The 21,271-nt window shown below is 65.8% G+C and carries 18 protein-coding genes; 14 read left to right on the top strand and 4 right to left on the bottom strand.

Annotated features, from left to right (window positions below; all coding sequences use genetic code 11):
* The first annotated feature begins 182 nt into the window (after positions 1–182).
* The 13 genes from pyrR (at position 183) to V9L17_RS08895 (ending at position 15,346) form a co-directional block, all read left to right on the top strand.
* Positions 183–770: a bifunctional pyr operon transcriptional regulator/uracil phosphoribosyltransferase PyrR gene (pyrR, locus tag V9L17_RS08835; protein WP_337348590.1), complete on the top strand. Its 588-nt coding sequence runs from the start codon at positions 183–185 to the stop codon at positions 768–770.
* Entirely contained in the window at positions 767–1,765 is a 999-nt protein-coding gene (locus V9L17_RS08840; RefSeq protein ID WP_337348589.1) for an aspartate carbamoyltransferase catalytic subunit, read from the top strand. The genes pyrR and V9L17_RS08840 overlap by 4 nt, the downstream gene beginning before the upstream one ends.
* The gene (locus tag V9L17_RS08845) at positions 1,765–3,105 is read left to right on the top strand and encodes a dihydroorotase (protein ID WP_337351173.1); all 1,341 of its coding nucleotides are present in this window, start codon (positions 1,765–1,767) and stop codon (positions 3,103–3,105) included. Before V9L17_RS08840 ends, V9L17_RS08845 begins: the two co-directional genes overlap by 1 nt.
* Complete coding sequence (locus tag V9L17_RS08850; protein ID WP_337348587.1) at positions 3,105–3,626, top strand: PH-like domain-containing protein; 522 nt, start codon at positions 3,105–3,107, stop codon at positions 3,624–3,626. The genes V9L17_RS08845 and V9L17_RS08850 overlap by 1 nt, the downstream gene beginning before the upstream one ends.
* 4 nt (positions 3,627–3,630) lie before the next feature.
* Positions 3,631–4,908 (top strand): glutamine-hydrolyzing carbamoyl-phosphate synthase small subunit, encoded by a 1,278-nt coding sequence (carA, locus tag V9L17_RS08855; RefSeq protein ID WP_337348586.1) that lies wholly within the window; start codon positions 3,631–3,633, stop codon positions 4,906–4,908.
* Positions 4,908–8,237: a carbamoyl-phosphate synthase large subunit gene (gene carB / locus V9L17_RS08860; RefSeq protein WP_337348585.1), complete on the top strand. Its 3,330-nt coding sequence runs from the start codon at positions 4,908–4,910 to the stop codon at positions 8,235–8,237. The genes carA and carB overlap by 1 nt, the downstream gene beginning before the upstream one ends.
* Positions 8,230–9,102 carry an orotidine-5'-phosphate decarboxylase gene (gene pyrF / locus V9L17_RS08865; RefSeq protein WP_337351174.1) on the top strand — a complete coding sequence of 291 codons (873 nt, stop codon included), beginning with the start codon at positions 8,230–8,232 and terminating at the stop codon, positions 9,100–9,102. The genes carB and pyrF overlap by 8 nt, the downstream gene beginning before the upstream one ends.
* Positions 9,103–9,211: 109 nt before the next feature.
* The gene (gene mihF / locus V9L17_RS08870) at positions 9,212–9,529 is read left to right on the top strand and encodes an integration host factor, actinobacterial type (protein WP_337348583.1); all 318 of its coding nucleotides are present in this window, start codon (positions 9,212–9,214) and stop codon (positions 9,527–9,529) included.
* Between the two features lie 44 nt (positions 9,530–9,573).
* A complete protein-coding gene (gene gmk / locus V9L17_RS08875) occupies positions 9,574–10,146 on the top strand; it encodes a guanylate kinase (protein WP_337348582.1) in 573 nt (190 codons plus the stop codon).
* A gap of 39 nt (positions 10,147–10,185) precedes the next feature.
* On the top strand, positions 10,186–10,446 hold the full coding sequence (gene rpoZ, locus V9L17_RS08880) for a DNA-directed RNA polymerase subunit omega (protein ID WP_003800778.1): 261 nt from the start codon (positions 10,186–10,188) through the stop codon (positions 10,444–10,446).
* Positions 10,447–10,476: 30 nt separating this feature from the next.
* Positions 10,477–11,721, top strand: coding sequence for a bifunctional phosphopantothenoylcysteine decarboxylase/phosphopantothenate--cysteine ligase CoaBC (gene coaBC / locus V9L17_RS08885; RefSeq protein WP_337348581.1), 1,245 nt, complete (start codon positions 10,477–10,479; stop codon positions 11,719–11,721).
* Positions 11,722–11,798: 77 nt separating this feature from the next.
* Positions 11,799–13,034, top strand: coding sequence for a methionine adenosyltransferase (metK, locus tag V9L17_RS08890; RefSeq protein WP_337348580.1), 1,236 nt, complete (start codon positions 11,799–11,801; stop codon positions 13,032–13,034).
* 149 nt (positions 13,035–13,183) lie between these two features.
* The gene (locus V9L17_RS08895; protein ID WP_337351175.1) at positions 13,184–15,346 is read left to right on the top strand and encodes a primosomal protein N'; all 2,163 of its coding nucleotides are present in this window, start codon (positions 13,184–13,186) and stop codon (positions 15,344–15,346) included.
* A gap of 23 nt (positions 15,347–15,369) precedes the next feature.
* On the opposite strand, the gene V9L17_RS08900 is transcribed toward V9L17_RS08895, so the two are convergent.
* Genes V9L17_RS08900 through V9L17_RS08915 form a run of 4 tightly spaced genes read right to left on the bottom strand, consistent with a single transcriptional unit; the run spans position 15,370 to position 19,284 of the window.
* Positions 15,370–16,473: a glycosyltransferase family 4 protein gene (locus V9L17_RS08900; RefSeq protein ID WP_337351176.1), complete on the bottom strand. Its 1,104-nt coding sequence runs from the start codon at positions 16,471–16,473 to the stop codon at positions 15,370–15,372.
* Complete coding sequence (locus V9L17_RS08905) at positions 16,470–17,399, bottom strand: alpha/beta fold hydrolase (RefSeq protein WP_337351177.1); 930 nt, start codon at positions 17,397–17,399, stop codon at positions 16,470–16,472. The genes V9L17_RS08900 and V9L17_RS08905 overlap by 4 nt, the downstream gene beginning before the upstream one ends.
* Positions 17,400–17,410: 11 nt before the next feature.
* The gene (locus V9L17_RS08910; RefSeq protein WP_337351178.1) at positions 17,411–18,286 is read right to left on the bottom strand and encodes an aldo/keto reductase; all 876 of its coding nucleotides are present in this window, start codon (positions 18,284–18,286) and stop codon (positions 17,411–17,413) included.
* A gap of 35 nt (positions 18,287–18,321) precedes the next feature.
* A complete protein-coding gene (locus V9L17_RS08915; RefSeq protein WP_337351179.1) occupies positions 18,322–19,284 on the bottom strand; it encodes a sugar-binding transcriptional regulator in 963 nt (320 codons plus the stop codon).
* Positions 19,285–19,407: 123 nt separating this feature from the next.
* Here V9L17_RS08915 and V9L17_RS08920 point away from each other — a divergent pair, with 123 nt between their 5' ends.
* Positions 19,408–21,219 (top strand): glycerol-3-phosphate dehydrogenase/oxidase, encoded by a 1,812-nt coding sequence (locus tag V9L17_RS08920; RefSeq protein WP_443198022.1) that lies wholly within the window; start codon positions 19,408–19,410, stop codon positions 21,217–21,219.
* Positions 21,220–21,271: the final 52 nt, after the last annotated feature.

The following is a 21,271-nucleotide window of genomic DNA, read 5'->3' on the forward strand; positions in this document are numbered from 1 at the left end:
CCATCATGGCTCAAAAGGCTCAGCTTGCGGTGTGGCAAGGCGCAACGCAGGGGAGGGGCCCGGATGTGACCATTAACGCGCTCCTCCGGCAAGGGACGGCACCGCGCCGTGTGGTAATTTTGGAACGCAAATAATCCTTCTTTTAATTCCGTCCTGTGAGGCGGGGAAAGGGGAGACGAGCGTTGACTTCTGTCACAAGCGCACCGGTTCCAGCCAGGGTTGTCCTCAACCAGGCAGACATTGACCGCGCCCTCACTCGTATCGCCCATGAGATCCTCGAGGCCAACAAAGGCTCCAAGGACCTGGTGCTGCTGGGCATTCCGCGGCGCGGCTATCCGCTGGCACTCAGGCTGGCCCGCAAGATTGCTGCCGCTGACCCCACCGTTGACGCCGCCGCGATCGTCGGACAATTGGACGTCACCATGTTCCGCGACGACCTCTCCCACCAGCCCACCAGGCCTCCCTATCCCACCCAACTCCCGCGCACGGGGATCGACAACAAGGTCGTGGTGCTCATCGATGACGTGTTGTACTCCGGCCGCACCATCCGTGCCGCCTTGGACGCCATTATCGACCTCGGCCGTCCACGGATCGTCCGGCTCGCCGTGCTGATCGACCGTGGCCACCGCGAGCTTCCCATCAGGGCGGACCACGTGGGAAAGAACCTGCCCACGTCCTCCGCCGAGAAGGTCCGGGTCCGCCTTGAGGAAACCGATACTTCCCCCGACGGGTCCACGGTCAACGAAGTGGTTATCGAGGGCGGCGCGTGAAACACCTGCTCTCAACCGAAGACCTGAGCCTGTCCAACGCCATCCGCATCCTCGACACCGCCGAAGAAATGGCCGCCGTGGGGGACCGTGAGGTCAAGAAGCTCCCGGCCCTGCGTGGCCGCACCGTAGTGAACCTCTTCTTCGAAGACTCCACCCGCACCAGGATCTCCTTCGAAGCGGCCGCCAAGCGGTTGTCCGCCGACGTCATCAACTTCGCGGCGAAGGGGTCTTCAGTCTCCAAGGGTGAGTCCCTCAAGGACACAGCCCAGACACTGGCAGCCATGGGAGCGGACGCCGTAGTAATCCGCCACTGGGCTTCCGGTGCGCCCCACCGCCTGGCCGCCACCGACTGGATCGATGCCGCGGTCATCAACGCCGGGGACGGCACCCACGAACACCCCACCCAGGCACTCCTGGATGCCTTCACCATGCGCCGGCACTGGGCGAAGCTCGCCGGTACCGGATCCATCGGCGCGGACCTGTCGGGCATGCGCGTCGCCATTGCCGGAGACGTCCTGCACTCCCGCGTAGCCCGCTCCAACGTCTGGCTGCTCCGCACGCTCGGCGCGGAAGTCACGCTCGTTGCCCCGCCCACCCTGCTGCCCATCGGCGTCGAACAGTGGCCGTGCAAGGTCAGCTACAACATGGATGAAACCCTTGAACAGGGAGTGGACGCCGTCATGATGCTGCGCGTGCAGGGCGAGCGGATGAACGCCTCGTTCTTCCCCTCCACCCGCGAATACTCCCGCCGCTGGGGTTTCGACGACAACCGGCTCCGTGCCCTGGACAGCCTGGGGCTCAAAGACACGATCATCATGCACCCCGGCCCCATGAACCGGGGCCTGGAAATTTCCGCAGCCGCCGCGGATTCGCCCCGCTCCACCGTGCTGTCGCAGGTGAAGAACGGCGTCTCCGTCCGGATGGCCGCCCTGTACCTGCTGCTCTCCGGGGATACCCGCGAACCAGCCGCCACCCCCACTAAGGAGAGCAACTGATGGCAGAGAATAACGGAACCTACCTGATACGTGGCGCAGCGGTACTGGGCGCCGGCGCCGAGGACCTCCTTATCCGCGACGGCGTCATCGCAGCCCGGGGAACCGGCGCAGCCACGCACGCCGACGCCGACGATGCCACCGTCATTGAGGCAGCGGGCCTGGTGGCGCTGCCCGGCATGGTGGACGTCCACACGCACCTGCGCGAACCCGGCCGCGAGGACGCCGAGACCGTCGAAACGGGTACCCGCGCGGCCGCCCTTGGCGGCTACACCGCCGTGCACGCCATGGCCAACAGCACCCCCGTGGCGGATACCGCCGGAGTAGTGGAGCAGGTCTACAGCCTGGGCCGCGCCGCCGGCTGGGTGGATGTCCGTCCGGTCGGCGCAGTCACTGTCGGGCTTGCTGGGGAGCAGTTGGCCGAGCTCGGTGCCATGGCCGACTCCCGCGCCCGCGTCCGCATGTTCTCCGACGACGGCATCTGCGTCCACGATCCTGTCCTGATGCGCAGGGCCCTCGAATACGTCAAGGCGTTCGACGGCGTCGTGGCCCAGCATGCGCAGGAGCCGCGCCTCACCGCCGGTGCCCAGATGAACGAGGGCGAAGTTTCCGCCGTCCTCGGACTTACCGGCTGGCCGGCGGTCGCCGAGGAGAGCATCATTGCACGCGACGTCCTGCTCGCCCAGCACGTGAACTCGCGCCTCCACGTCTGCCACGTATCCACCGCCGGTTCTGTGGAGATCATCCGCTGGGCCAAGGAGCGCGGCATCAACGTCACCGCCGAGGTCACCCCGCACCACCTCCTGCTCACTGACGACCTCGTCCGCAGCTATAACCCCGTCTACAAGGTCAACCCGCCGCTGCGGACCGACGCGGACGTACAGGCACTGCGCGCCGGCCTCGCCGATGGCACCATCGACGTCGTGGGCACCGACCACGCCCCCCACCCCAGCGAGCACAAGGAGTGCGAGTGGGCGCAGGCCGCGATGGGCATGACCGGGCTGGAAACCGCGCTGTCCGTGGTCCAGCACACCATGATCGAAACCGGACTGATGACCTGGGCCGACTTCGCCCGGGTGACCTCCACGGCCGCAGCACAGATCGGCCGGCTGGCGGACCAAGGCCGCCCCCTCGAGGCTGGCGAGCCCGCCAACCTCATCCTGGTGGACCCCAACGCCCGCTGGACCGTCGACCCCGCCAAGATGGCAACCATGGGCCGCAACTCGCCGTTTGCCGGCCTGGAACTGCCTGGCAAGGTGGTGGCCACGTTCTACAAAGGGCACCCCACCGTCCTGGACGGCCAGCTCAACACCCCCTACCGCGAAGTGGCGGGCGTCTCCTGATGGACACCAAGCTCCTCACCGGCATCATCACGGTGGCGATCATCGCCGTGGTCCTGCTGATGATCTGGACCGGGTGGCGGAACCGCCTCAAGCGGCAGGCCGACGTCGAGCAGTTACCTGCAGTGCCCGAGGCACCCGGAACGGCTCTCGAGGTAGCGGAAGGCCAGTACGTCGCATCAACCACCGCGGGGGACTGGCTGGACCGGATCGCCGTGCACGGGCTGGGCATCCGGACCAACGCGACCCTCTCGGTCTACGCCCATGGTGTGCTTTTTGACCGGTCCGGGGCGCCGGCGGTCTACATTCCGGCCGCGGACCTCACGGGCGTGCGGCAGGACAGCGGCATGGCCGGCAAGTTCGTGGAAAAGGACGGCCTCCTGGTTCTCAGCTGGAGGCTGGGCTCCCATGAGCTGGACACCGGCTTCCGTACCCGCCGCGCCGCAGACAAAACAGCCCTTTTCGAATCCCTTCAGCAATTGATCTCCGCGGCCCCCCAGGCTGATCCCCAGAGTGGAAAGTAAAACAGTGACACAAACAGCAGCAGAAAAAGTGGATGCCACTCCAGCAGTTTCCACCACGGCAGCGCTCGTTCTGGAGGACGGCCGTATCTTCCGCGGCACCAGCTACGGCGCCACCGGCACCGCCTTGGGCGAGGCGGTCTTCGCCACTGGCATGACCGGCTACCAGGAGACCATTACGGACCCCTCTTACGCCCGCCAACTGGTGGTGCAGACCGCGCCGCACATCGGAAACACCGGCGTCAACAGCGAAGACGCTGAGTCCCGCCGCATCTGGGTAGCCGGCTACATCGTCCGCGACGCCGCCCGCCGCCCCTCCAACTGGCGGTCGGAGCGATCTCTTGACTCCGAACTCGTCGAGCAGGGAATCGTGGGCATCCAGGGCGTGGACACCCGCGCCATCACCCGCCACCTGCGCGAGCACAAGACCATGCGCGCCGGCATCTTCTCCGGCGACGCCGCCCAGGCCACCGACAAGGAACTCCTGGACACCGTCCTCGCCAGCGCTCCCATGGAAGGCGCCCGCCTGGCTGAGGAAGTCAGTGTCGATGAGGCCTACGTCGTTGAGCCCAAAGACCACGGCTGGGACGGCGACGCCCGGTTCAGCATTGCCGCAATCGACCTTGGCATCAAGGCGATGACCCCCATCCGGTTCGCCGAACGCGGCGTGCGCGTCCACGTGCTGCCCGCCACCGCCACCCTTGAGGACGTCAAGGCCGTCAACCCGGACGGCTTCTTTATGTCCAACGGCCCGGGAGACCCCGCCACCGCCGACGCCCAGGTCAAGCTCCTGCGCTCGGTCCTGGACGAGAAGCTGCCGTACTTCGGCATCTGCTTCGGCAACCAGATCCTGGGCCGCGCCCTGGGCTTTGGCACCTACAAGCTGCGCTACGGCCACCGCGGCATCAACCAGCCCGTGATGGACCGCCGCACCGGCAAAGTGGAAATCACCTCGCAGAACCACGGTTTCGCCGTGGACGCACCGCTCGACGGCGCCACCCAGGCCCCTGAGGAGCGGTACGGCCGCGTCGAGGTCAGCCACGTAAGCCTGAACGACGACGTCGTGGAAGGTCTCGCGTGCCTGGACATCCCCGCCTTCTCGGTCCAGTACCACCCCGAGGCGGCAGCCGGACCGCACGACGCCGCCTACCTTTTCGACCGCTTCATCGACCTGATGGAAGGTACCCGCGATGGCAGGACCGCGGGCCTGTCCAAGGACCCGGTTGACGCGAAGCACCCCGCCGATCCGACCACGACTGACAACAAGACTGAGGACAAGAAGTAATGCCCAAGAGAACTGACCTTAAGAGCGTCCTGGTCATCGGTTCCGGCCCGATCGTCATCGGCCAGGCCGCCGAATTCGACTACTCCGGCACCCAGGCACTTCGTGTCCTCAAGGAGGAGGGCCTGCGCGTCATCCTCGTGAACTCGAACCCGGCCACCATCATGACGGACCCGGAGTTCGCCGACGCCACGTACATCGAGCCCATCACCCCCGAGGTGGTGGAGAAGATCATCGCCAAGGAGCGTCCGGACGCAGTCCTGCCAACCCTGGGCGGCCAGACGGCGTTGAACACGGCCATCGCGCTGGACAAGAACGGTGTGCTGGAGAAGTACAACGTGGAACTCATCGGCGCGAACATCGCCGCCATCGAGCTCGGCGAGGACCGCGAAAAGTTCAAGGGCGTTGTGGAGCGCTGCGGCGCGGAATCTGCCCGCAGCCACATCATCCACACCATGGACGAGGCCCTCAAGGCCGCCGAAGACCTCGGCTACCCCATGGTGGTGCGTCCGTCCTTCACCATGGGCGGGCTGGGTTCCGGCCTGGCGTACAACGAGGATGACCTCCGCCGCATCGTGGGCCAGGGCCTGCAGTACAGCCCCACCAGCGAGGTTCTGCTCGAAGAGAGCATCCTCGGCTGGAAGGAATACGAGCTCGAGATGATGCGGGACAAGAACGACAACGTGGTTGTCGTCTGCTCCATCGAGAACTTCGACCCCGTGGGCGTTCACACAGGCGACTCCATCACCGTGGCGCCAGCACTGACCCTCACTGACCGTGAGTACCAGCGGCTCCGTGACATCTCCATCGCAGTGATCCGCGAAGTCGGCGTCGACACCGGCGGCTGCAACATTCAGTTCGCCATCGAACCGGACACCGGGCGTGTGGTGGTCATCGAGATGAACCCGCGTGTGTCACGCTCCTCGGCGCTGGCATCGAAGGCTACCGGCTTCGCCATTGCCAAGATCGCCACCAAGCTCTCCCTCGGCTACACGCTTGACGAGATCCCGAACGACATCACGCAGAAGACCCCCGCTTCCTTCGAACCCACGCTGGACTACGTGGTGGTCAAGGTTCCGCGCTTCGCGTTCGAGAAGTTCCCGGCCGCCGACAACACGCTCACCACCACCATGAAGTCCGTGGGCGAGGCCATGGCCATGGGCCGTAACTTCACCGAAGCGCTGCAGAAGGCTCTCCGCTCCCTGGAACAGAAGGGCTCGCAGCTGGACTTCAGCTCCGTCCCGGAATGGGAAGTCCCGGAACTCATCGAAAAGTCCAAGCGCCCCACCACGGAGCGGCTGCACCAGGTCCAGCGGGCCATGCTCGGCGGTGCCACCGTGGAGGAGCTGTATGCAGCCACGAAGATTGATCCGTGGTTCCTGGACCAGCTCCAGCTGCTGAACGAGATCTCCCGTGAGATCCGCGAGGCCGGCGCCTTGACCGTGGACATGCTCAAGCGCGCCAAGCGCCACGGCTTCTCCGACGAGCAGATCGGAGCCCTGACGCACAACTCCGAGGCCGTGGTCCGGGGTGTTCGCCAGGCGCTGGGGATCCGTCCCGTCTACAAGACTGTGGACACCTGTGCGGCCGAGTTCGCCGCCTACACCCCCTACCACTACTCGGCCTACGACGAGGAGGACGAGGTAGCGCTGCACTCCAAGCCGTCGATCCTGATCCTTGGTTCCGGTCCGAACCGCATCGGCCAGGGCATCGAGTTCGACTACTCCTGCGTCCACGCCTCCATGGCGCTGCGCAAGGCCGGCTACGAGACCGTCATGGTCAACTGCAACCCGGAGACGGTCTCCACCGACTACGACGTCTCCACCCGCCTGTACTTCGAGCCGCTGACCCTTGAGGACGTCCTGGAGGTCATCGCCGCGGAGGAACGCACCGGCGGCGTCATGGGCGTGTTCGTGCAGCTTGGCGGCCAGACCCCGCTGAAGCTGGCGCAGCAGCTGGCCGACGCCGGTGTCCCCATCCTGGGCACGTCGCCGGAGGCGATCGACCTCGCCGAGCACCGCGGGGCGTTCTCCCGCGTCCTGGACAAGGCCGGCCTGATCTCCCCGAAGAACGGCACCGCCGTGTCCTTCGAGGACGCCAAGAAGATCGCTGACGAGATCGGCTACCCCGTCCTGGTCCGCCCGTCCTACGTGCTGGGCGGCCGCGGTATGGAAATCGTCTATGACGAGGCCAACCTCTCCCGCTACATCGCCAACGCCACCGAGATCACCCCGGACCACCCGGTCCTGATCGACCGGTTCCTGGAAGACGCCGTCGAAATCGACGTTGACGCGCTCTTCGACGGCACGGACATGTACCTTGGCGGCATCATGGAGCACATCGAGGAAGCCGGCATCCACTCCGGCGACTCCGCCTGTGTCCTGCCGCCCATCACCCTGGGTAACAACGTCCTGGAACGCGTCCGCACAGCCACCCGCGCCATCGCAGAAGGCGTGGGCGTGCGCGGCCTGATCAACATCCAGTTCGCCCTCGCCTCGGACGTCCTCTATGTCCTGGAAGCGAACCCGCGTGCCTCCCGCACCGTGCCGTTTGTGTCCAAGGCCACCGGCGTCCAGATGGCCAAGGCCGCGGCCCTGATCGGTACAGGCGTTACCATCGGCCAGCTCCGCAGCGCCTACAAGATGCTGCCGGAAACGGGAGACGGTTCCACTCTGCCGCTGGACGCGCCGGTGTCCGTCAAGGAAGCCGTGCTGCCGTTCAGCCGCTTCCGTACGCCTGAAGGCAAGGTCGTCGACTCCCTGCTCGGCCCGGAAATGCGTTCCACTGGTGAAGTGATGGGCATCGACAAGCACTTCGACACCGCGTTCGCCAAGAGCCAGGCAGCCGCCAACAACGCGCTGCCCACCGAAGGCAAGATCTTTGTCTCCGTGGCCAATCGGGATAAGCGGTCCGTGATCATGGGCGTCAAGCGGCTTTCGGACCTTGGCTTCGAAATCGTGTCTACTGGCGGTACCGCTGATGTCCTGCGCCGCAACGGCATCCAGGCCACCCCGGTGCGCAAGGTCGCCGAAGGCAGCAGCGCCGAAGGCGAGGGCACCATCGCGGACCTCGTCATCGCCGGCGACATCGACATGGTGTTCAACACTCCGTCCGGCGGCGAAGCCCGCAGCGATGGCTACGAACTCCGCGCAGCCGCCACCTCCATCGGCATCCCCTGCATCACTACTGTGGCTGAATTCAACGCGGCAGTGCAGGCGATCGAGGCCATGCGCACGTACGAGTGGTCCGTAACCAGCCTGCAGGAGCACGCCGCGGCGCTGGCCGCGTCGCAGCTCGCCGCGTCGCAGGGCACGGCAGTGCACCATGCCTGACGCCGGATCCGCAGTAACCAGCTCCACAGTCCGGGAGCCGTTCGGCTCCCGGCTGGGGGCGGCCATGGCCGCCCGCGGGCGGCTGTGCGTGGGCATTGACCCGCACCCGGCGCTCCTGAAGAGCTGGGGATTGAACGACGACGCCGCCGGGCTGAGGCGCTTTTCGCTGACGGTCCTGGAGGCGGTCGGTTCGCTCGCTGCCGCGGTCAAGCCACAAGTGGCACTCTATGAACGCCACGGCTCGGCCGGCATGGCCGTCCTTGAGGAGTTCCTCGCCGCGGCACGCGACGAGTCGGTGCTCACCATCGCCGACGCCAAGCGCGGCGACATCGGCTCCACCATGGCCGCGTACGCTGACGCCTGGCTGCGGGACGGGTCGGCACTGGCAGCCGACTCCGTGACGCTCAGCCCGTACCTGGGGTTTGAATCCCTCCGCCCCGCCCTGGACCTCGCGGCCGAATACGGCCGCGGTGTGTTCGTCCTGGCACTGACATCCAACCCGGAGGGGGCGTCCGTGCAGCACATCGGCGGGGGCGACTCCGTGGCCCGGCGGATCACCGAGGCGGCTGCAGCGGAGAACCGCCGCTACGACGGGCCCCTCGGGTCCGTTGGACTCGTGGTCGGAGCCACCGTGGGTTCTGCGCTGACTGACCTGCAGCTTGACCTGCAAGCCGTCCGCGGGCCCATCCTTGCCCCGGGGCTGGGGGCGCAGGGCGCCACCGGGGCTGACCTGCGCACGACGTTCGGTCCGGCGTACCCGCAGGTGCTGGGGACATCCAGCCGCGACATCCTTGCCGCCGGCCCCGATATACGGGGGCTCCAGGAGGCCGCCCTGCGGACGCTTGAGGGACTTCGCAAAGGCTAGCCTGGCGTAGCGCCGGTCCATTGATTCGCGGGGCACCAGAGGGTAGGTTTCAGGACAAGTCCAATGGCGGCCGCCTTGGATGCATCCGAGAAAACCGGGGGTGTCCTCCATGAGCCTGCGACCGTTATCCGCGTCGGAACGCGCGGACGCGCTGCAGAAGGCAGCCGCTGCCAGGGCAGCCAGGGCGGCGGCAAAAGAGCGGCTCAAGAACGGCGAGACGTCGGCCGCGGACATCATCAGTTCGGCGGCCGGCGACGACGCCCTTGCGAGGATGCGTGTGGCCGAACTCCTTGAAGCGCTGCCTGGCATCGGCAAGGTGCGGGCCGCGGCCATTATGGAGCAGCTGGGAATAGCCGCTTCCCGGCGGGTCCGGGGGCTGGGCATTCACCAGCGCCAGGCGCTGGTAGATTTTATAGACGAGAAGTAGGGCGTGCCACGGTTCGCCCCATCCGAACCGCCGCAAAGGAATATGTGAGCAAGAAACCGGGACTGACAGTCCTCGCAGGTCCGACGGCTGTTGGCAAAGGCACCGTGTCCACCTACATCCGGGATAACTACCCCGAAGTCTGGCTTTCCGTATCGGCCACCACCCGCGCTCCGCGGCCCGGTGAGCAGGACGGCATCCACTACTTCTTTAAATCGAAGGAAGAGTTCGAGTCCCTGGTCGCTGCCGGGGAGTTCCTGGAATGGGCAGTGGTCCACGGCCAGAACACCTACGGCACGCTGAAAAGCACCGTGAACGAAGCCATCGCCGACGGAAAGTCGGTTCTGTTGGAGATCGACCTGCAGGGTGCCCGACAGGTCAAGGCGGCGGTCCCGGATGCCCAATTCGTCTTCCTCGCGCCGCCGAGCTGGGACGAAATGGTGCGCCGGCTGGTAGGCCGCGGCACCGAAACTGCGGAGGAACAGCGGCAAAGGCTGGAAACCGCTAAACTAGAACTTGCCGCTGAACCGGAGTTTGACCACACCGTCATCAATGATGACGTTCGCCGGGCAGCGGACGAGCTTGTTTCACTCATGGGGCTGACACCGCACCCGCACTAGTTGCCGGTAGCAGTCGGCCCGTTAGAATTTGGAGAATTCGTGTCCACGAACCTTGAAGGCATCATCAACCCGCCGATCGACTCGCTGCTTGAGGCAGCTGATTCCAAGTACGGCCTGGTGATCTTCGGCGCCAAGCGTGCACGTCAGATCAACGCTTACTACGCCCAGCTGCACGAGGGCCTGTTCGAGTACGTCGGCCCGTTGGTCGACACCAAGCTGAACGAGAAGTCACTCTCGATCGCCCTGCGTGAGATCAACGAAGGCAAACTCGTTTCCACGCCGATCGAAGCCGCAGAGTAATTACACAGACTGCCTGTTGACGGAGGTCACGTGCGCATAGTCCTCGGAGTCGGGGGAGGGATTGCCGCCTACAAGGTGGCATCGCTCCTCCGGCTTTTTACTGAAGCCGGCCATGACGTCACGGTGATTCCCACGGAAGCGGCTACCCGCTTCGTGGGAGTCGCTACGTGGGAGGCCCTGTCCGGGCACCCCGTCAGCAACAGCGTCTTCGACGACGTCCACCAGGTTAACCATGTGCGGTTGGGTCACGAAGCGGACCTCATCGTGGTGGCACCGGCGACGGCGGACCTGCTGGCGCGTGCCGCCACCGGCCAAGCCAACGACCTCCTCACGAACACCCTCCTGATGGCCAGTGGTCCGGTGCTTTTTGCCCCGGCCATGCATACGGAGATGTGGCAGCACCCGGCCACGCGCGCCAATGTGGAGACATTGCGGGGGCGGGGCGCAGCTGTCCTGGAGCCCGCCTCCGGACGGCTGACCGGCTCTGACTCAGGCCCTGGCCGCCTGCCCGAACCGGAGGCCATCTTCGACGCCGCCATCGCCCTGGCCCAGGGCAGGTCCGACTATCAACTGCCGCTTGCCGGAAAAACGGTCACCATCAGCGCCGGCGGTACACGCGAACCACTGGACCCGGTGCGCTTCCTGGGAAACCGGTCATCGGGCAAGCAGGGCGTCGCCCTGGCAGTTGCCGCCCGCAACGCTGGAGCTTCGGTCCGGCTCCTGGCTGCACATATGGAAGTACCGCCGCCGGCCGGCGTTGAAGTAGTGGAAGTGGAGACTGCGCTGCAGTTGCGGGAAGCCGCGCTGGCCGCTGCAGCGGATTCCGACGTCGTCATTATGGCCGCCGCGGTGGCCGACTTCCGTCCCGCTGAGATATCCGGCACAAAAATCAAGAAGCGCGACGACGCCGCTGACCCCGTCATTTCCCTGGTCCGGAATCCCGACATCCTGCACGAACTGGTGGAAGTACGCGATGCCGCCCACGACCAGGCGCGCCGCAGCCAGCTGATTGTGGGCTTCGCCGCTGAGACCGGTGACGGCGAGGGGGATGTGCTGGCGTACGCCGAGGCCAAGCTCAGGCGCAAGGGCTGCGATCTGCTGGTCGTCAACCATGTGGGCACGGATAAAGTCTTTGGCCAGGACACCAACGCCGTCGTCATCCTTTCGCGCTCCGGCTCCGAACCCCAGGAGGCTTCAGGATCAAAGACCGAAGTCTCTGCCGCCGTTATTAGCCGGATCGGCTATGAGCTGAACCACGTTTCGCACCGCGCCTGACGGCAGGCCGGCAACGTTTCCTTAGCATGGGGACATACGCTGCCGGACGCCCGTTTCCCAACCAGTAAGGTAGTTGAGTGACTTTACCGCTGCACATTCCCCACACCCACGGGGCCACGCCCTCGGCGCTCCGGCTCTTCACCTCCGAGTCGGTGACTGAAGGCCACCCGGACAAGATCTGTGACCAGATCAGCGACGCCATCCTCGACGCCCTGCTGGCTGCGGATCCGGAGTCCCGCGTCGCCGTTGAAACCATGGCCACCACGGGCCTGGTCCACGTTGCCGGCGAGGTCACTACGGACGCCTACGTTGAGATCCCGCAGATCGTCCGCGAGACCATCCTTGGCATCGGCTACGATTCCTCGGCCAACGGCTTCGATGGCGCACGTTGCGGCGTGTCCGTCTCCATTGGGCAGCAGTCAAACGACATCGCCGGCGGCGTGTTCAACTCCCTCGAGGCCCGCGAGGGCCGCCAGGAGGATGACTACGATCTCCAGGGCGCCGGCGACCAGGGCCTGATGTTCGGCTACGCCAGTGATGAAACGCCGTCGTACATGCCGACGCCGATCTGGCTCGCGCACCGCCTGTCCGAACGCCTGACCGAAGTGCGTAAGTCCGGCGAGCTTTCCTACCTCCGACCCGACGGCAAGACGCAGGTCACTGTGGGCTACGACAAGGACATCCCCGTCTCGGTGGAAACCGTGGTCATCTCCAGCCAGCACGCCGAGGGAACCAGCCTGGACCGGCTCCGCGCCGACCTCGCCTCCTTCGTGATCAATCCGGTACTGGCCGCCGCCAACCTGGACATCTCGCGGGCAGCCAACATCCTGAACCCCGCGGGAGAATTTGTCATCGGCGGACCCGTCGGCGACGCCGGCCTGACCGGACGCAAGATCATCGTTGACACCTACGGCGGCATGGCCCGCCACGGCGGCGGCGCGTTCTCGGGCAAGGACCCGTCCAAAGTGGACCGGTCGGCCGCCTACGCCATGCGCTGGGTTGCGAAGAACGTGGTGGCCGCAGGCTTGGCAAAGCGCGCCGAAATCCAGATTGCCTACGCGATCGGCCAGGCCCGCCCGGTTGGCACGTACGTGGAAACGTTTGGCACGGAAACCGTGGACCCGGCGCGGATCAGCGCCGCGATCGCCGAAATCTTCGACCTCCGCCCGCGTGCCATCATCGACGCCCTGGATCTCAAGCGGCCCATCTACGCCAAGACTGCGGCACACGGCCACTTCGGCCGCGACGATCCCGACTTCACCTGGGAGCGCCTGGACCGCGTGGACGATCTCAAGGCCTTCTTCAACGCCTAGTTTGCCTAGCCGACCAAGCCTTCCGCCCGGCCCGGCTGAAAATGTCAGGGCAAGGTGGTTGGTTGGTTGTGTCCAGTCAGTAAGGAACGCCGGAGTCAGTGTCCGGCAACCAACCTGGCCCGCGCCGGATGCTGTAGGGGGTAGCCGACATGGCAAGAGATAAGGCTGTCCAGGCAGAGCCTGACGTTCCCGGCGGTGTGCAGATGTCCTTGCTCCAGGGTTTCCCGCCGCGCACGCCGCAGACCGGTCCTGCCCTGGCCGCGCGCCTCCCGGTTGCCAGGGTGCTGGTGGAGTCGGCGTTGCCCCACCTTGACCGCCCGTTTGATTACAGTGTGCCGGCGGACCTCGATGCCGCTGCGCAGCCCGGAGTGCGGGTCAAGGTCAAGTTCAGTGGCCAGGAACTGGGCGGTTTCATCATGGAACGCGCCGCCGAATCTGACGCCGGCCATACCCTGGTTCCGCTGTACAAGGTCATCTCGCCGGTGCCTGTCCTGACTCCGGCCGTCCGGGACCTGGCCTCGGCAGTCGCCGCGCGCTACGCCGGAACCCTCAGTGATGTGCTGCGCGCTGCGGTTCCGCCGCGGGTGGCCAAGCTTGAAAAGGAGTTTCTGGCCCGTTCCGTGGAGGCAGAGGCATCAGGCCCTGCGTCGCCGTCGGGCGGGGGTTCTGACGTCGAAGACACAGCCGCAGCCGCTAACCATGCTGTGTCCGGCGGTTGGAAGGCGTACCGCAACGGTGAAGCATTTGTCCGTCATCTGAGGGAGGGCGGTTCTCCGCGCGCGGTGTTCAGTCCCCTCCAGGGCTTTGGGAGTTCGGCGTGGCCGCGGCTGATCGCTGAAGCCGTCGCTGCGGTCCGCGCCTCCGGCCGGGGTGCTGTGGTGGTGGTTCCCGACTACCGTGACCTGGACCGCCTCGAAAAGGCGCTGGCGGCACTCTTGCCAGCCGACGACGTCGCCCGGTTGACCGCCGAGGACGGCCCAACACCGCGGTACCGGAACTTCCTGCGCGTGCTCGACGGTTCCGCGCAGGTGGCCATCGGCACCAGGTCGGCGGCATTCGCGCCGGTCCGCGACCTCGGCCTTGTGGCCTGTTGGGACGACGGAAACGACCTCCACATCGAGCAGCGTGCTCCCTACGCGCACGCGCGCGACGTCCTGCTCCTGCGTGCCGGCCAGGAAGGCACAGCTTGCCTGATGGCGGGTCACAGCCGCAGCACAGAGCTGCAGCGGCTGGTGGAAACGGGCTGGGCCATGCCTGTGGTCGCCGAACGCACGGCAGTCCGCTCCACCGTACCCAGGGTCTTGAACACTGCAGACAGTTTCGAACAGGAACGTGACCCGCTGGCCCGCATCGCCAGGCTTCCCGGGGCGGCCTGGCGCGCCGCGAAGGAGGGCCTGGAACGGGGGCCGGTCTTGGTCCAGGTGGCCCGTGCCGGCTACGCACCATCACTGATCTGCGAAACGTGCCGCGAGCCGGCGCGCTGCGGATCCTGTCAGGGCCCCTTGGCCATTGCCGGTGCCAGTGGCAGCGCCGCAATGCCCCAGTGCCGCTGGTGCTCCACCCCGGCCCCGGACTGGGAGTGCAGCCATTGCGGCGGCCGCCGGCTCCGCAAGGGCGCCACCGGGGTCATGCGGACCGCCGAGGAATTGGGCCGGGCGTTCCCCGGCAAGGCGGTGGTCACCTCCTCAGGGGATCACGTCAAGACAGACGTCGGCAACGGGAAGGTCCTCGTGGTCGCCACGGTGGGTGCCGAGCCGGTAGCGGACGGGGGATATGCCGCGGCACTGCTCCTGGACGGCGACTCGCTTCTCCGCCGCGAAAACCTCCGGGCGGGGGAGGACACCGTCCGGCGCTGGTTCAACGCCGCCGCCCTGGTGCGGCCCGCCTCCGATGGTGGGCTCGTAGTGATCACGGCGGCCGATACCGCTGCGGTTGGCGCCTTGCTGCGCTGGGATCCCGCCGGTTATGCCCAGCGTGAACTGGCGCTCCGGGTGGAGCTCCAGTTGCCCCCGGCGGTCCGGATCGCCTCCGTCACGGGCCCGCGTGCCGCCGTCGTGCATTTCACCGAGGGTGTGGAAAAGCAGCTGGAGGCAGACGGGGTGACCCTGCGGACGGCAGGACCGGCGCCGGTGCTGCTCGTCGGCGCGGCCACGCCCCAGCGGCTGGGCGAAGATGTCCGCACGCTATTGTTCTTCCCGTATGGGCAGGCAGCGAAGGTAACCCGGGTGTTGCGTGCCGCACGTGCAGCGGCTGCGGCCAAGCGGATCGAGGAACCGGTACAGCTCCGCCTGGACGGGGTGGATGTCCTGTAGTGCGGTCGGCCCGGCTAGGCCGCTCAGGCCGGATGAGTCGGACGTTTCCGGCCGCCTGACCGGGCCGCCACGATGTCATGGGCCACGTCAACCAGTTGCCGGGCGGATTCATCCCAGGTGAACTCTGCCGCCCGCGCCACGGACCGCCGCGACACGTCCTGCCAGTGCACGCCGTCGCGTAGTTTTTTCACGGCGGTGGCAAACTCCGCGGCGGAGCCGGGGTCAACGTAGGACGCAGCGTGGCCGCCAACCTCCCGGAAGATGGGGATGTCGCTGGCGATGACCGGGGTGCCCAGTGCCATCGCCTCCACGAGTGGCAGTCCGTATCCCTCCGCCCGGGAGAGGCTCACCAAGGCAGTTGCGCTCTTGAGCAGGGTGGCGTAATCGTCGTCAGTCACCCCGTTATGGAACACCACCTTGGCGCCCTGGGGCACCATGATCTCCAGTTCGGCCCTGCGTTGGGGGGTGATCCTGCTGAGCAGGTGCAGGGTGAAGTCGGGCAGTTCGGCCATTCCGGCCACCATGGTTTCCACGTTTTTGTAGGGCATGAACGAACCCATGTAGATGAGCGAGTGCTCCGCCCCGGCGGCTGCGTCCCGGGGCTCCTGGTCTGGTTGCGGTGCGTTGCTGATGATCCGCACGGGGCGGCTGGTGAGCCGGTACTTGGCCATCAGTGCTTCCGTGGTGCTGCTGATGGTGGCCACGATGTCAGCCCGGTTGAGCAGGAGCCGCTGTGGCCAGTACGCCTTGTGGTAAAGGCGCCACAAGACGCGCACGGGTGCTGGCAGGAATCCCGGCGGGGCGGGGTGCTCATAGTAGATGAGGTCGTGCAGGGTCAGGACCAGTCCGTACTTTCGGCCCCACGTGCCCATGGTCTGCATGGGACACACCACCACGTCAGCTTTGAGCGGGTTGATCTTCCGCGCCACGAAGAGCTCCATCGGGGAGAGCGGGCTGTTGATCAGCGTGTAGGGAACGTCGGGGAGCAGGGCAAGCTGCCGGTGATCGCTGATGAGCATGGACACGTCGGCGATCTTTGCCGTTGCGGCTATCAGGCTGGCTCCATACCGGCTGATTCCGTCGTGGTGGTCGGTCCGGGTGAAGCGGGCGTCGACGACTATTTTCACGCGGGGTGGTCCTTAAGGAAAGTGAGGATGAAGCCGGCGGCCGGCGCGGGCGTTTCGTAGTGGATCAGGTGCCCGACGCCGGGGATCACCTTCAGGGTGCCGTCAGGCAGCAGCGCGGCGAGGCGGCGCTGGTCAGGCAGCATCGCAATCTCGTCCTTCTCGCCGGCGATGAGCAGGACCGGCAGTGACAACTGCCCGGCCACCTCGGCCACGTTTCCGCTGACGGAGGCAGTGAAGGATTCCAGCAGACTGTCCCGGTCGGCAAAGGCGCTGAAGTAGGCATGGTGCTGGCCGTGGATGAACCGGCGAAGCTCTTTGTCAGGGGTTTTGGCCATGGCCTCGCTCATGACGCGGACGATCAGGGGGCTGCGGAGCAACGCAAGGCCCAGCCTCCGGGGGAGCCGGGCCGCGAGCCGATAGTAGAGGACGGCAAGTTTCGTCATGATCCCCTTCGGCCCCTCCAACGCCGGTGCCGCAATCGGGTTGATCAGGATCAGCGGTGACACCGCACCGGGGTGGGCTGCCACGAAGTGCGCGGCAACGATGGACCCGAACGAATGGCCCAGCAGCACGGTGTCCGGGCCGAGGCCCAAGGCAGCCATAAAGTCAGTGATGAACGTGCCGTAGTGCTCCACGGAATGGGTTCCTGAGGCAAAGGCCCCGGAGCTGCCGAAGCCGGGGAGGTCCGGCATGATGATCCGCATTCCGGGCAACTGGTCCGCAACCCTGAGCAGCCCATGGTGATCACCCCTGAAGCCGTGGATCACCAGAATGGTCCGTGTCTCCGGTGTCGCCTGTACCGGTTCATAGGTCCAGTAGGCCACGGTGCTGCCGTTGAGCTCTATCTCAGAGGCCTGGGTCCGGGCCGCGAGTTCATGGCTGAAGTAGGACGGCGTGGTGGGAGGCGGGGAGTCAGCTGTTTTCATGGCCCTCGGTCCTAGTTGACGTTGTCAGGGTGGGACCCGGTGCGGTATCCCCGGTCAAGTTCAGCGAGCGCAGTCATGTCGCGGTCCGAAAGCGCAAAGCGGAAGACGTCCAGATTTTCGCGGATCCGGGGCTCCGAGCTGGCTTTGGGGATGGCGATGTGGCCCAGCTGGACATGCCATCGCAGGATGACCTGTGCCGCCGTCACCCCGTGTTCGGCGGCGCAGGCCAGGACCACGGGGTCCGCCAGGACCTGCCCGCGCCCCAAGGGGCTCCACGCCTCCGTCAGGATACCGAGTGCAGCATGCAACTCCCGGAGCTCAGCCTGTTGGAGCCAGGGATGCAGTTCGATCTGATTGACGGCCGGCACAACCTCCGCCGTCTGCAGCAGTCGGTCCAGGTGGGCGGGCTGGAAATTGCACACGCCGATGGCACGCACTTTGCCTTCGCGATACAGAGTTTCCAGGGCGCGGTAAGTTTCCGTGAAAAGCCCGCGCCGGGCGCAGGGCCAGTGGATCAGGTACATGTCTATGTAGTCCAGGCCGAGGTTCACCATGGAGGTATCGAACGCATGGAGCGTTGCGTCATAGCCCTGGTCATCGTTCCAGACCTTCGTGGTAATGAAAACGTCCTCGCGGGACAACGCGGGGGCAGCCTCTCCTGAGCCGCCACTTCCGGTTCCGCCGTCGTACCCGAAGGAGGAGCTGATCCCGCGGGCCACTCCGGTTTCATTCCCGTACATGGCTGCGGTGTCGAAATGCCGGTAACCGGCGCCCAGTGCGGTGGCCACCAGGGCGGACGCCTCCGCGACCGGAACCTTGTACAGCCCATATCCCAACTGGTCGATCAGCACGCCGTTGTTCAGGCTGAGCCGGGGAGAGGTTTTCATAGCAACGACTCTACCCATTCTGTACACAGACTCCGTCAGGTGGGGCCGTCGAAACTGACCAAGCGCCGCGCGCTTGCTTCATCAAGGATCAGGTCGGTGGCCAGCCCCGCGGTCAGGGCTCCGCGCAGGCCATTGATCTTCGACGCCCCGGACACCACGCAGATGCGGCGCCGGACCTGCTTCAGTTCCGCGAGCGCAGGGCCGGTGGACCGTTCATTGAGTACGATGCCGTCAGAAGACCCGTCACCACGGAAAAACACGGTTGCGACGTCGCCCACAACATCCGATTCTGCAAGGATCTTGAGGTCACTTTCGTCCAAATAGCCCCCTGCGTAGACGTGACTTGGAAAGTCAGCGTCCACCGAACCCACGCCGAAGATCGCCATGCTCATCCTTGACTGGAGCTCCAGGATCCGTTGCACGCTGCGTTCATTCCACATGGCCGTCTTGGTCGCTGCGTGGTCAAAAAACGCCGGTACCGGGAACTGCTCCACCCGGGCGCCGTAGGCACTTCCGAAGCGCCGCATGATGTCGCTGGCGTACGTGATGCCCGTAGTGTGCATATTGCCCGCACCGTTGAGTTGGACAATGACGGTGTCGTGGGTGATCTTGCGGGTAAGGTGCCGGCTCACTGCGCTCAGCGTGGAGCCCCAGGCCACCCCGATGATGGCGTTGGAATCCACCAGCGGCCCGATCGTTCGTGCGGCCTGCATGGCTACGCGGTCCAGGGTTTCAGCTTCGTTCAGGGTTTCCAGGATTGGGACAACGTGCACGTCCACGTTGTACTCGTCCCGCATCATGCCCTCCAGTTCCGGGCCGGTATCCATTGGATTGCGGATCTGGATCTGAACGAGGCCGGAGTCCCGGGCCGAGGACAGGAGCCGGGAAACCGTGGAACGGGACGTGCGCAGTTCCCGGGCGATGGCGTCCATGGTGAGGTCCTGCAAGTAATACATCTGGGCTGCCCGCAGGGTATCGGAGTGGCGTGAGGGTGACATGGGGAATCCATTCTGCACGTTTGTGCATAGAGGTTGACTCTATTTTCCATTACTTCAAACAATAGTGGGAGACCTGCGGTTCGCCAGGCGGCAGCCGCATACACCAAACCCAAGGGAGTTGTTTTGGGAACCCATGATTTGTTCGGCCACAGCGGAGCCAAGCCGTCTGCAGCCTCCGGAGCGCGTTCTTCAGTGCAGGCCCTGCGGCAGCGTCCGCGGGCAAAAGTGCTCATCGTCGGCGGCGGAATCAACGGCGTGGGCACGTTCCGCGATCTTGCCCTGCAGGGTGTCGATGTTGCCTTGGTGGAGCGCGGAGACTACTGCCAAGGTGCCAGCGGCGCCTCCTCGCACATGATCCACGGCGGCATCCGCTACCTGGAAAACGGCGAGTTTCGGCTGGTCCGGGAATCAGTGGTGGAACGAAACCGCCTGCTCCGCATCGCGCCCCACTACGTGAAGCCACTCCAAACCACGATTCCGATTTTTAGTACATTCTCCGGGGTGCTGTCGGCCCCGTTGCGCTTCCTGACGCACAAGCAGCAGGGCAAGCCGAAGGAGCGCGGTGCGTTCCTCATCAAGGTGGGGCTCAGCCTTTACGATTCGTTCTCCCGTGACGGCGGATCCGTTCCCCGCCACCAGTTCCGGGGCCGGAAGCGTGCACTGGCCGAACTGCCGCACCTCCACCCCGGCACCAAATATGCGGCCACCTACTTTGATGCGTCCGTGCACAATCCGGAGCGCCTCACCCTGGACGTCCTCCAGGACGGTGAGAAGGCCGGGTTGGGCGTCGACGGCCCCGCTGACGCCACGGCCCGGGCCAGCAACTATCTTTCGCTGCAGTCCATGACAGCCGCCGCGGCGCCCGGCAGTACCGGCCGCACCGCGGGAAGCACCGTCCAGTTGCGCGACGAGCTCACCGGCGACGTTTTTGACTTCACCGCGGATGTCATCGTCAACACCACCGGGGCCTGGGTGGACCTGACCAACGGGGCGATGGGCGCTGGCTCCCAGTTCATGGGTGGCACCAAGGGCTCGCACATTGTCTTGGACCACCCCGGACTGCTCGAAGCATGCCGTGGCCGCGAAATCTTCTTTGAGCACACGGATGGGCGGATCGTCCTGATCTACCCGATGGGGGACAGGGTCCTGGTGGGAACCACCGACGTGGAGGCCGACATGGGCCAGGACGCGGTGTGCACCGACAGCGAGATCGACTACTTCCTTGAACTGATTAGCCACGTCTTCCCCGACATCCCGGTGAACCGCGGGCAGATCGTCTACACGTTCTCCGGTGTCCGCCCGCTCCCGCGGCACGACGCAACCCAGCCAGGATTTGTCTCAAGGGACTACCGGATCGAGCGGCGCGAAGGGGCCGCAGGCGCCGTCGTTCTTTCCCTGGTGGGTGGCAAGTGGACAACGTTCCGCGCGCTGGCCGAGCATATGGCCAACGACGTGCTCGCCGAATTGGGGATGGAACGGAAGGTTTCGACGGCGAAGCTCGCCATCGGAGGCGGGACCGGCTTTCCTGAGGACGAGGCGGGGGTCCAGAAATGGATTAAGGCCCACATGTCCGCCAGCCGCGACGCCGACCGGACCGCGGTCCTGCTGACGCGCTATGGCACCCGCGCCGAGGAAGTCATGGACTACCTCGACGCCGGAGCTGACCGGCTCCTGCACTCCACGCGCGAGCTCAGTGTCCGCGAGCTGGAATTTATGGCCGCCAATGAGCAGATCGGGCACCTCGCAGATGTGCTCATCCGCCGGACGTCCCTTGCCTTCCGCGGCCTGGTGACGGGTGAACTGCTGCACGAGGTGGCGGAGGTGCTCGCCGGTCCGCTGGGTTGGGATCCCGCCACAACGGCCGCGCAGATCCGGGCTGCCCACGACGTGCTGGAGCGTCTCCACCGAGTAGAGATCCACAGTTTGGTCGCCTAGGCAACCCGGCTGAAAGCCGGGGCACCACCGTGCCCCGGCCCTACGGTCGGTC

It is taken from the genome of Pseudarthrobacter sp. CCNWLW207 (assembly GCF_037203945.1).
In the GTDB taxonomy this organism is placed as follows: Bacteria; Actinomycetota; Actinomycetes; order Actinomycetales; family Micrococcaceae; genus Arthrobacter.